Annotated in this window: 12 protein-coding genes; 5 read left to right on the top strand and 7 right to left on the bottom strand. The window is 39.7% G+C overall.

The genetic code is table 11. The features are described 5' to 3' along the window. The first annotated feature begins 237 nt into the window (after window positions 1–237). The 3 genes from purM to B4F91_RS02795 are packed head-to-tail and all read left to right on the top strand — an operon-like array spanning window position 238 to window position 2691. Window positions 238–1290: a phosphoribosylformylglycinamidine cyclo-ligase gene (gene purM / locus B4F91_RS02805; protein WP_288635361.1), complete on the top strand. Its 1053-nt coding sequence runs from the start codon at window positions 238–240 to the stop codon at window positions 1288–1290. Further along, window positions 1290–1937, top strand: a complete 648-nt coding sequence (purN, locus tag B4F91_RS02800; RefSeq protein WP_004588939.1) for a phosphoribosylglycinamide formyltransferase — start codon at window positions 1290–1292, stop codon at window positions 1935–1937. The genes purM and purN overlap by 1 nt, the downstream gene beginning before the upstream one ends. A gap of 16 nt (window positions 1938–1953) precedes the next feature. Next, window positions 1954–2691: a DUF3108 domain-containing protein gene (locus B4F91_RS02795; protein WP_029772580.1), complete on the top strand. Its 738-nt coding sequence runs from the start codon at window positions 1954–1956 to the stop codon at window positions 2689–2691. Window positions 2692–2763: 72 nt separating this feature from the next. Here the strand turns inward: B4F91_RS02795 and B4F91_RS02790 are convergent, their stop codons facing one another. Then, window positions 2764–3528, bottom strand: coding sequence for a class II glutamine amidotransferase (locus tag B4F91_RS02790; RefSeq protein ID WP_004587229.1), 765 nt, complete (start codon window positions 3526–3528; stop codon window positions 2764–2766). A gap of 517 nt (window positions 3529–4045) precedes the next feature. On the opposite strand from B4F91_RS02790, the gene B4F91_RS02785 reads away from it, so the two are divergent. After that, a protein-coding gene (locus tag B4F91_RS02785) for an IS3 family transposase (protein WP_138594434.1) occupies window positions 4046–5193 on the top strand; the annotation gives its coding sequence in 2 pieces (ribosomal slippage) (window positions 4046–4283 and window positions 4283–5193; 1149 coding nt in all). 344 nt (window positions 5194–5537) lie between these two features. Here B4F91_RS02785 and B4F91_RS02780 read toward each other — a convergent pair. From B4F91_RS02780 to B4F91_RS02760, 5 genes are all read right to left on the bottom strand, one after another. Beyond that, window positions 5538–5960: a hypothetical protein gene (locus tag B4F91_RS02780; protein WP_286937786.1), complete on the bottom strand. Its 423-nt coding sequence runs from the start codon at window positions 5958–5960 to the stop codon at window positions 5538–5540. 3 nt (window positions 5961–5963) lie between these two features. Next, entirely contained in the window at window positions 5964–6437 is a 474-nt protein-coding gene (locus B4F91_RS02775) for a type II toxin-antitoxin system HicB family antitoxin (protein ID WP_286937784.1), read from the bottom strand. Continuing rightward, the gene (locus B4F91_RS02770; RefSeq protein ID WP_286937783.1) at window positions 6430–6687 is read right to left on the bottom strand and encodes a type II toxin-antitoxin system HicA family toxin; all 258 of its coding nucleotides are present in this window, start codon (window positions 6685–6687) and stop codon (window positions 6430–6432) included. Before B4F91_RS02770 ends, B4F91_RS02775 begins: the two co-directional genes overlap by 8 nt. A gap of 189 nt (window positions 6688–6876) precedes the next feature. Next, window positions 6877–7779, bottom strand: a complete 903-nt coding sequence (locus B4F91_RS02765) for a site-specific integrase (protein ID WP_286937781.1) — start codon at window positions 7777–7779, stop codon at window positions 6877–6879. A gap of 116 nt (window positions 7780–7895) precedes the next feature. Beyond that, a complete protein-coding gene (locus tag B4F91_RS02760; RefSeq protein ID WP_286937780.1) occupies window positions 7896–8105 on the bottom strand; it encodes an Arm DNA-binding domain-containing protein in 210 nt (69 codons plus the stop codon). A 486-nt stretch (window positions 8106–8591) separates the two neighbouring features. On the opposite strand from B4F91_RS02760, the gene fadE reads away from it, so the two are divergent. Then, complete coding sequence (gene fadE, locus B4F91_RS02755) at window positions 8592–11048, top strand: acyl-CoA dehydrogenase FadE (protein ID WP_004589028.1); 2457 nt, start codon at window positions 8592–8594, stop codon at window positions 11046–11048. A 4-nt stretch (window positions 11049–11052) separates the two neighbouring features. Here fadE and B4F91_RS02750 read toward each other — a convergent pair. Beyond that, on the bottom strand, window positions 11053–12063 hold a 1011-nt coding region (locus B4F91_RS02750), incomplete at its 5' end, for a DUF6136 family protein (RefSeq protein ID WP_288635359.1).

Below are 12063 nucleotides of genomic sequence, written 5' to 3'. Positions count from 1 at the left end.
GTTACAAACCTCGCGCCGCGATTTGAACGCCCCTAGATTGAACAAATTCCAATCCGCAAAGGTCAACACGCCCTAGGGTGCTTTTTTTGTGCAATTAACAAACTAATAGCGGACAAGTGTCCTTGTTAATTATTTCAAAACTATATTTGAGCTAGCCGCGCAGTTGCAATTGTTGTAAAATACGCGCGTTTCTAAGCTATCGAAAAGCAACCCCAAGCAATTATTTGAGGAAAACCTGTGAGCGAACAAAAACAGTCATTAAGCTATAAAGACGCGGGCGTAGATATCGACGCTGGTAATGCACTTGTTGAGCGTATTAAAGGCGTAGTTAAAAAAACGCGTCGTCCAGAAGTAATGGGCGGAATTGGTGGTTTTGGCGCTCTTTGCGAAATTCCAGAAGGTTACAAACAGCCTGTACTAGTAGCAGGTACTGACGGTGTAGGTACTAAACTACGTTTAGCTATCGACTTAAAAAAACACGACACTGTAGGTATTGATTTAGTTGCAATGTGTGTAAACGATTTAATAGTACAAGGCGCTGAACCCCTGTTTTTTCTAGATTACTATGCAACAGGTAAACTAGATGTAGACACAGCGGCTGATGTAGTAACCGGTATTGGTAAAGGCTGTGAGATTTCTGGCTGTGCCCTGATTGGCGGCGAAACAGCTGAAATGCCAGGTATGTACGATGGTGAAGACTACGACATGGCCGGTTTTTGTACCGGTGTAGTAGAAAAATCTAAAATTATTGATGGCACAAAAGTAGCAGCCGGCGATCAACTTATTGCCCTTGCCTCTAGCGGTCCGCACTCAAACGGCTTTTCTTTAATTCGTAAAGTGCTTGAAGTATCAAACGCCGATACGAACCAAGCTATTGACGGCAAAACACTAGGCGAGCACTTACTAGAGCCAACCCGTATTTACGTTAAACCTTTACTTGAGTTATTTAAGCAAGTAGACGTGCATGCCCTATCGCATATTACTGGCGGCGGCTTTTGGGAAAACATTCCGCGTGTATTGCCTGATTCTGCAAAAGCAGTAGTTAAAGGCGATAGCTGGCAGTGGCCAACCGTTTTTAACTGGTTACAAGAAAACGGCAATATTACTACGCACGAAATGTACCGTACATTTAACTGTGGTGTAGGCATGGTATTAGTAGTACCAGGCGATGCGCTAGAGCAAAGCTTAAGCATTTTAAAAGAGCTTGGCGAAAACGCATGGCACCTTGGTGAAATTCAAGATGCTGTTGCCGGCGAAGAGCAAGTAGAAATCGTAGGTGGTGCTAAGTAATGGCACCCATTCGCTTAGTGGTATTAATATCGGGTAGTGGTTCTAATTTACAAGCCATTATTGATGCCTGCGAGCGCGGCGAAATAAACGGACACATAGCGGCTGTTATAAGTAACAAAGCAGACGCTTACGGCCTTGAGCGTGCAAAACAAGCAGGTATTGCTACAAAAGTGCTCAGTCACAAAGATTTTGACTCGCGCGAGGCCTATGATGCGCAATTAATGAACGTTATTGACTCTTTTATGCCAAATCTAGTTGTATTAGCTGGGTTTATGCGTATTCTTACTCCTAGCTTAGTGCAAAAATATGTTGGAAAAATGTTGAACATTCATCCATCTTTGTTGCCTAAGTATCAGGGGCTGAATACCCACCAAAGAGCAATTGATGCAAAAGACGATGTTCATGGCGTAAGTGTTCATTTTGTAACTGAAGAGTTAGACGGCGGTCCCGTTATTCTTCAAGCGCAAATACCTGTACTCAAGGATGATACAGCAGAAACATTAGCTAAACGCGTGCACGAACAAGAGCATATAATTTATCCTTTGGTGGTCAAGTGGTTCAGTGAACACAGACTTACTATGGAAGCAGATTATGCAGTTCTTGACGAAAAACAACTTCCTGCACACGGCGCGCACTACCCACAATAAAAAAATAAGTGCCCTGCTGTTATGTGTGGGCGCTTTACTTCCTACTAGCCTAATTGCAGGCGAACTAACAGAGTATCAAGCCAGCTACGATATTTTACGCAAAGGTAAAAATCATGGCGAGGCAGTACGCGAACTTAAAAAAGTTGGCGAGCAAACATATCAACTTACTTATCACAGCAATATTGAGTGGATGATTTTCTCTGACAAGCGAGAAGAAACCTCAGTATTTACTTTTTTAGATAACAAAGTCACTCCTCATCATTACAATATGGTGCGTACCGGCACCGGCCCAGATAAAGATTATAAAATAGACTTTGATACACAAAATAAAGTGGTCACCAGTAGTACTAGCGAATACCCGCTAAAGTGCGAATGGACTGACGAATTTCAAGATGCTATTTCGTATCAAGTACAAGTACGCGAAGGCTTAAAAAAAGGCGAAACTTATTTTTCGTTTCCGCTTATTGATAAAAAAGGTAATCGCCGCGACTACAACTTTGAAGTGGTTGGCAAAGAAATGATTTCGCTGCCAATTGGTAACGTAGAAGCTATAAAAGTAAAACGTTTATACGATAACGATAAACGCCAAGCCCTTGCCTGGTTTGCACCAGAAATGGACTACATGCTAGTACGTATGTGGAAAGGCGAAAAAGGCATGGAGCAGTTTGAAGTACAAATGAATTCATTTACCGTTACCCAGCCTGTTTCTACTCCAGTAAGTGAGAGCAGCGAAGTAAGATCAGAAGCGCCGTAAACACGGTGATAGCAAACACAAAAAACGCGATTTTATATCGCGTTTTTTTGTGTTTGCTTTTAGGCTATTTAACTAAATTAGTTCGCCCATTTTAAATAACGCAAACTCCCCTGGCTGCATTTTTTGCCAGCGTTCGTCGTTGGTTAACGGCCGTGTAGCTATTACTGTTACTACATCGTTTGGGGTGGTTTCTTCGTTAAAATCAACTACCATATCGGCATCAATTAACGTTGCTTTACCAAATGGCGCTCGGCGCGTTATGTAGTGTAAGTTATTCGTGCAGTACGCCAATACAAATACGCCATCGGTCAATAACATATTAAATACGCCCTTTTCACGTAGCGTATGCGAAAGCTTAGCCGCGTATCTAAATACAGAGGCCATATTAGAGGGACGTTTTGGGTATTTTTCACGAATTTTATCTAGCAACCAACAAAACGCCAGCTCACTGTCGGTGTTGCCCACAGGGCGATAATATTGTGGTTTTAAATCGTGATAGTTAGATAACTGGCCATTATGTGCATAGGTAATTTCGCGCCCCCAAAGCTCACGAGTAAACGGATGGGTATTTTCAAGGCACACTCGGCCACGGTTTCCTTGGCGAATATGGCTAATTACCGACACGCTTTTAATGGGGTAAGCTTTTACTAGCTTGGCGATTTCTGATTGATAGCTTGGCTCAGGATCTTTAAAGGTTCTACACCCTTTACCCTCATAAAACGTTATACCCCAGCCATCTTTATGCGGGCCGGTATTTCCACCGCGCTCTAATAGACCTGAAAAACTAAAACAAATATCCGTAGGTACGTTGGCTGACATACCAAGAAGCTCGCACATAAAATAAATAAACCTTATAAAACAAAATACTATGTAATATTAAATAATTAATCTCTTTCCATGGTCACAGTTTTGATTGCATGTTTGTTTTTGTGGCCTTCGCATTATTTATTTTTACTACTTTAATGAAGTTATTGTTAAACAACCAAGCACTATATGCAAACATTCCTTTGCTTTCTGCACGTATATTCCATGTAGAAATAAAGCTTTTTAAATTTCAGTTTTATTTTTAATTAAGTCATTGTTTTATTATCAATCATAAAAAGCACTTTGATCCTCAAAACCTCACGTAACTAGCTAAGTTATTGTTTATCAATTCTATTCTTTTTTATTTCTTTTAAATTACAGGCGGTTAAACTGTAAAACAGCGAAATTAGTTTCGATCCTTTCAGATCTTTGATCTGCTAAGAACCTTATATAGGTCGCTGGCTGGCGCTTTAAATGAAGTACTTTGGACTTCCCATAGTTTGCTAGACACCCAATGAGGTACATTGTAACTTCTAATTAGAGGTGTTTTATGAGCAAAGGCAAACGGTATACCCAAGAATTTAAAATAGAAGCAGTTAAACAAATAACTGAACGTGGTTATTCAGTTGCTGAAGTATCAGAACGATTAGATATTTGTACCAAAACGTTATATCACTGGCGAAGCCAGTTATCAGAGAAACCCAAACAAACCAAATCATCAGATGAACAACTAAGGATCGCCAAACTTGAGGCCGAGCTAAAACGTGTCACGGAGGAACGCGACATTCTAAAAAAGGCCGCAAGGTACTTTGCCAGCAACCCCGAGTAAAGTACGCTTTTATTCGTGAGCATCAAAATGAGTTTTCTATTGTTGCGATGTGTAAACTATTTAAGCTACACCGCAGTGGCTTTTATGCGTGGTTAAAGAAGCCATTGAGTGACAGAGCAATCGAAGATAATCGTTTGCTTAAGCTTATTAGAGAGTTTTACGTTGCCAGTGGTGGCACTTACGGTAGTCCTTGGATACACGCAGATTTACGTGAAGCTGGTGAGCAATGTAGTGTTAATCGCGTAGCTAAGATCATGCGCCAACATAAACTCAAAGCGCAAATAGGTTATAAACGTCGCCATATTAAAGGCGGTAAAACATCGCGCATTGCAGATAACTTGCTAGCTCGTCAGTTTAATCCTCCTGCGCCGAATCAAACTTGGGTAAGTGATATTACTTATGTGAGAACCTATGAAGGCTTCTTGTATGTAGCAACTGTCATGGATTTATTCTCTAGGCGCATCGTAGGCTGGTCGATGGATAAAAACATGGACAAGCACTTAGTAATTAAAGCATTGCTCATGGCAGTTTATCAGCGCCAACCCAAAGCTGACGTAATGGTACATAGTGATCAAGGAAGCCAGTATGGTAGCGCTGATTACTTAGCCTTTATGAAAGAACATAACCTTGTACCCTCAATGAGTCGAGCTGGGAATTGTCACGATAATGCAGTTGCTGAAAGCTTTTTTGCGACGATTAAAAAGCGAATAGTTAAGCGTAAGATATATTCGACAAGGGAAGATGCGAAAGCTGAGATATTCAATTTTATAGAAATGTTCTACAATCCAAAAAAACGGCATTCACACACAGGCGGTGTTTCACCTGCTAAGTTTGAGGAAGCGTATTTTTCTGAGTTAGAAACTGTCTAGTGAAAGCTGGGAAGTCCATCCCTTGAATGAAATTAAATGCGGTTACTTCTGTATATTTGTGTGTTTCTGCATCTGAGCAACCTGATAAAAGTACTACTAACCCTGTGCTACAATCCATATTTTGGTATTCATCCTAGCTACCTTACTTATCCCTAACTTATTCAATATAGTAAAAGTAAGCGTTAATTCAATGTTTTAACTTCATATATGATCACAAATTCCTAAAAGCCGCCAATCCCAATAAACGGTAATTGTACGCTAGTTCGTAAAGTCGTTTTTGCAGGAAAATCGATTTAGTTTTACTATATTGCAGACACAAAAAAGCCCGCATTCAGCGGGCTTTATTAACTTTCTCGGCTTCGGTGTGCAGGAATTGGAATTCCCCTTAAGGATGTATCTTCTAATATTGATTCGATCGTTCTTTTCGCAGATTGAGCAACAAAGTTTAAAAAAAACCACTCATTATCTTGAGCTATTGTCTCTTCCAATACATCATCACCATAAAGACAAAATACAGCTGTGAAATTTAATTTTAGGCTAAAAAGTTTTACTTCTGTTTCTTGTTCAAAGCCTTCTAATAAAGATGTAACTTCTATCTGGATATCTCTTTTTAGAGATTCTGAATGCGATAAATCCTCAATGACAATAACATCATTATTAATTTCATTTGAGTAATTATAATAGCCTTTTCCTTCACGATCAGAGTATATATCAAAATCAACAGATGTTAAGTTGTGGCCTTTATAGAATAAGTTCTTTAAGTCCATTGTTTAGTGCTCTTCAAATGTATGGTTGATAAAAGTTGATTTAGTATTCATGTCCCACGTATTAGCTATATCGAAGGCCATATCGAAATCTCTTGTTATAGGAGTACTTTTCAGGTTTTTGTGAATAACATGGACTTGCTGAATTTCTCCAATCCCGCGCTCTAAAAGCTCGCAAATATATTCATTAAGTGACTTGCCATTTTCTCTAGCTTTTAAGAAAACTTTTTTATGAAGCTCATTCCCTACTCTCACATTAAAAGTTCCTGACAGTGTTTTATCAGGTTGCTTTCCTAATAATTCACAAGTCTCCAAATAATCATCTACGGATGACTCAAACTCTTTACGAAGCTCAGCAAGATTAGTTGCTTCATAAGTAATCAGATCATTTATGCATTCAATTTTGCCATAAACCACATTTTCTTCTAGGCAAGTTTCAACAGAACCTAAAAAACCTTTGTACTTTAGACATTTACTCATTATTTATTAACTCCATTTCAACTAACTTAGTAGTGACTTGTTCAATTATATACCTCTTTAAAATATTATCAGGGTGAGGCTCATGTATAATTATTATTGTTTTAGTTTCATTATGAACAAATTTCCTTCTAGAGCCGCTCCCCTTAAGTAATTCGAATCCTAAATTGCTCAGCAGGGAATTCATTTCACTCCATGTGAAATCTTTTGGCTTAGATAAAAGCCTATTTCTTAGTTTTTCTTGTTTCCCCATTGACTATAGCCCTAAAATCTCGGAGTGCAACTATAATTTAGTTGCACTCTCTTGTACAGTTTAAATTAACTAATTTTGGTTGTTATTATTTACCAAATATTTCTCGACGATCAGCATGCAAATTAATAACTATCGAAATTATAGTATCTTACGTAATCGTTATTTTGTCTAATTATAACGATCTAGTCGTTATATACTTCTCAATAAGAATTTCTCCCACACATCTATACTGTTGCGTTTTTCTTTCATATAGTCATACCTGTCATAATGCACACTTGATACGTCAAACTTGTTGTGTTGTTGGAGTATGTCGCGGTTTATTTTATCAATACCCGCTTTGCCCATGAGTGTTTTACACGTGCGTCGCAGGTCGCGCGAATTAAAGTTTGGTACTTTGTTTTTTTCGCACCAGCGTAATATTGCCATGCGTAACGTTGATACATGGGCGGTGCCTGTTGGGTTGTCACGATGCGGGAACATTTGCCCTGCTTTACCGCTTTGCTGCATTAACTCTTGAATTATGGGTATTGCGGTATCGCACAATGGCACTATGTGATCGCCCCGCTGTTTTACTTTGATACGGCTTGCGGGAATGGTGAATGTTTTATTCTCTATGTCAAAATCACTTATGTATGATCCATAAACCTCGTTTACTCGTTGACCACCGAGTAACAATGCCAATTTTATGTATTGTTGGGTGTAATAAGGTAGGTCGTCGGCATCCCATACTTTTTTTAGTTCATCTTCATTTAACAAGCGTTCACCTTTATTTTTTGGTGTTTCAAAATTAATGTCTCTAATGAAATTAGTTTTAATGTCGTAAAGGTCGGGCTTTTTGTATTGCTCTGGTGAGTTATCAAAATCTATCGCAAATTTTAATATGCTCATTAGTACGCTGCGAACCAGTCGTGCTTGTTCTTTAGCGCCACGGTTATATACACGATAAATAATGTCGCGTGCCATGACGATTGTGAACTCGTCGGGCATTAATTCGGGTTTTATAAATGGGGTGATGTTTCTTTTAATTAGCTTTTCAGTTAGGTCTATTGTTGATTCAGCCCAACGTGTACTTACTATAGATATTAAAATCATCAAGCATTTGGTGCATTGTTCGTTTAGCTGCTGACTCAAATGCGATACTTGCTTGGGTTAATTTATTTTCTTGTGGGTCAATGTTGTTTCTGAGAAGTTCTGATATTTCAGCATGTTTACTGCGCTTTTAAATCAATTGCAGGGTAAGTACCAATACCCATTACTTTACGTTTGTCATTAAAGTGATACTGCACTCTAAATGTTTTAGTTCCAGTTTCATTTACACGTATTTGTAAACGCCCTTCGCCGTAGTTACCATTTTCAGTTAATACATACCGACTTTGCTTAGGCTTAAGCGCTTTTATAGATTTGTCTGTAAATTTCATATCTCACCCATTGAAACTGTGACCACCACATAGGTCACAGTTCTGGTCGCAGTTTCGACAGAGATAATACTAACTTAAAGAGACAAGAAGAACAGCTTTAAATACTGAAGGTTAAGTAATACAGGGTGGTTAAGACTAGTTAGTACGGATAGCATTATTAAAAACTGACATGCCAAGTAATTCACACATTAATAAACTAACCCTTAAAAAATACGTATAAATAGCGCTGTACTTTACTATGCGCTACAACAGACATACTTACTTAAAAAAACTTTTTTGGCTAGCTGATTTACTGATTTTTAGTGCTTAAATAATTGCTGTGATTGAATTAAACATAGCAGTGGTGCATGTTTGTTCCTTATAAAGGGAATAATGATAAGCATAATGGCTAGTTTGTCGTTAATTTAACGCTGTAATGTACTTGAAACTTACGCTCACTAGCGCTACTCTAACTGAGGTGGTCTGACCTCTATTAAGGAATAAGCAATGACACTCATATTTACACTCGGTTTAATCGCACTGCTCAGCATCGCGGTTTACCACAGAGCGAGTTGGAACACAGCACTTGGTGTTTCTGCCGCAACATTACTAATTGGTACCTTTGCAGGTGCTTTTGGTTTAATTAGCTGGTTGATCTTTTTGATCATCGCAGTTCCTCTTTCTGTTACTGGCATTCGTCAGCAATACATAATCAAGCCGATTTTTACTACCTTTAAAAAAGTAACGCCAAGCATGTCTGACACTGAAAAGTCAGCAATCGATGCCGGTACTACGTGGTGGGAAGCTGATTTATTTTGTGGTAACCCAGATTGGAAAAAGCTACACCAATACCCAGTACCAAAGCTGACTATTGAAGAGCAAGCCTTTATTGATGGCCCTGTAGAAGTAGTATGTAGCATGCTAGATGATTGGGAAGCAACACACGAGCTTACCGATTTACCGCAAGATGTATGGCAATATCTAAAAGATAATAAATTCTTTGCCATGATCATCAAAAAAGAATACGGCGGTTTAGAGTTTTCTGCGTTTGCACAATCATGTGTTCTGCAAAAGTTAACCAGTAAATCGACCTTACTATCGTCAATTGTAGGTGTACCTAACTCGTTAGGCCCAGGTGAATTACTTCAGCACTACGGTACTGAAGATCAAAAAAATCATTATTTACCGCGCTTAGCCCAAGGCCAAGAAATTCCATGTTTTGCATTAACCTCGCCAGAAGCAGGCTCTGACGCAAGCTCAATTCCTGATTACGGTGTTGTGTGTAAAGGGCAATGGAACGGTGAAGAAGTAGTAGGTATTAGCCTTACTTGGAACAAGCGTTACATTACTCTTGCACCAGTGGCTACAGTACTTGGTCTTGCCTTTAAACTACAAGATCCAGATGGTTTACTAAGCGACAACAAAGAGCCAGGCATTACCTGTGCACTTATTCCAACTAACACGCCAGGTGTTGAAATTGGTCGTCGCCACTTCCCGCTTAACGTACCATTTCAAAATGGCCCGACTCGCGGTAAAGATATTTTTGTACCCCTTGATTACATTATTGGTGGCCCAGAAATGGCTGGCCAAGGCTGGCGCATGCTGGTTGAATGTTTATCAGTTGGCCGTGCAATTACATTGCCGTCAAACTCTGCCGGTGGCATTAAAACAATTGCCGTAGCAACAGGTGCATATAGCCGTATTCGTCGTCAGTTCCGTTTACCAATTGGTAAAATGGAAGGTGTTGAAGAGTCACTGGCTAAACTTGCAGGTTACGCTTACAGCTCAGATGCAGCGGTTAGTATGTCAACGGGTGCGGTAGATTTAGGTGAAAAGCCATCGGTTGTTTCAGCTATTATTAAATACCACCTAACCGAGCAAATGCGCGAGTCGACCATTCATGCAATGGACGTACTTGGCGGTAAAGGGATAATGCTTGGGCCAAATAACTATTTAGGTCGTGGCTATCAAGGTGCCCCTATTGCTATAACAGTAGAAGGTGCCAACATCTTGACCCGTAATATGATTATTTATGGTCAAGGTGCAATTCGCTGTCATCCATTTGTACTAACCGAGCTTGGTGCTTGTGAAATTGAAGACCGCGAAGAAGCGCTTAACGTATTTGATAAAGCGCTAATGGGCCACATTGGCTTTACAATGTCGAACCTTGTACGTACTAAGTGGCTTGCGCTTACTGGTGCACGTTTTACTAGCGTACCGTACAAAGACGACACCGCAGAGTTTTACCGTATAGCATCACGCTTTAGTGCATCGCTTGCGCTTATGTCTGACATTAGCATGGCGGTATTTGGTGGCTCGCTTAAACGTAAAGAGCGCATTTCAGCACGTTTAGGTGACTTACTAAGCTACTTATATTTAGTGTCTGCAACGCTTAAACGCTATAACGACGAAGGCCGTAAACAAGAAGATTTAGCCCTAGTAAAATGGAGCTGTCAGGATCATCTTTACCACTGCCAACGTGCCCTTGCTGATTTAATCAATAACATGCCGTCTGCCCCATTACGTGGTGTATTAAAAGTATTGTTGTTCCCGTTTGGTCGCCCGGTTCGTAAACCTACCGACAAACTTGAGCATAAACTAGCACAACTACTTCAAGTACCTAGCGAAACGCGCAACCGTTTAGCAAGCTATGTTTACTTAAAAGATGAGCCACTAAACCTAGTTGGCCGTCAAGAGCAAACACTTAAAGACGTACTGGCTGTAGAGCCGTTATTTGAACGAGTATGTAAAGAAAAAGGCCTTAAACTGCCATTCTTCCAACTTGATAAAGTAGCGCAAATGGGCCTTGAAGCTGGCATATTAAGCCAAGCAGAAGCTGATAAATTAGCCGCTGTTGAAAAAGCCCGCTTAGATGTGATTAACGTTGATGACTTTGACCCAGCTGATTTATTAGCAGGCAAAGCCGCACGTAAAAGTGAAGACAGCAAAGCAGATGCAGCTTAACCCGTTAGGTTAACGCAGCCAACAGTCCGCCTGTTGTGATCATCCAAACCAGCGCGTAATGCGCTGGTTTTTTTTGCACGATAGCTTGTTGGAGTGCGCACCAAATAATGCCAGTTAATAGCAACAAGCCACTTGCTTGGTTAAATAAAGCAAAAAAACCAATAAGCGAAAGTAAGAGCACAATTAAACTAGGAGCAAATTGGCCAATAAAAAATGCTGTTTGCTTATTCTGCATTTTAAAAAACACACTATATTGTTGATGTAGATGACTACAATCAAATTGTAATGAACTACTAAACAACACCACAAAAGCTAGTGACAAAATACTAAATATATCAGCTAAATTAGCGCGCTCTTGTAGTAGTACCTCAAATGCCATAAATACGCACAACAATAAAGCACCTCGCCAAATCAAAATCCAGCTGTTGTGTATAAAAAACATTAGCCAAAAGCCTGTAAGCGAGCTTAGCTCTAACTTAGCTGCAAAATTAAAAGGTACCATTAAGGTGCTTAAGGCAAATAACAGCACAAAGACACACTGATAAATCAGTGGACTTACATCAAACGGTAACATTAGCCACATTGCAGATAACAAAAATCCATAAACAAGCGCTATTGGCTTGTATAAGCATAAAATGCCGAGGATAAATTGTAATAGTAAAAACACCAAAAAATGCGGCACCCTAAGCCACTGGTTTATGCTCAGTTCAATCGCAATAACAAGGCTTGCAATCAACCAGCCATTACTTAACAGCAAAAGCTTTATATCCACCAAACCAAGCCAATACCGCTTTACCAATGTCTGTTGAAACGCTCGTTGGGTTGAGTTTTTTATTGCAGACTTCATTGCGCTTAACATTACACTTTGTAGCAGCAAATACAGCCAAGCCATTTGCGCACCATATTGAGGTGCATCACTACTATCAATAATTTTTCCAAGCCCTAAAAAAAGTAGCAATATCAATCCCAACACTGACGAGCCTAACACCACTAAAAATAACAACCCAAAGCTTTT

This window comes from Pseudoalteromonas sp. UBA6610 (assembly GCF_002433295.1).
GTDB lineage: Bacteria > Pseudomonadota > Gammaproteobacteria > Enterobacterales > Alteromonadaceae > Pseudoalteromonas > Pseudoalteromonas atlantica.
This window is presented reverse-complemented; position numbering and strand designations above follow the sequence as displayed.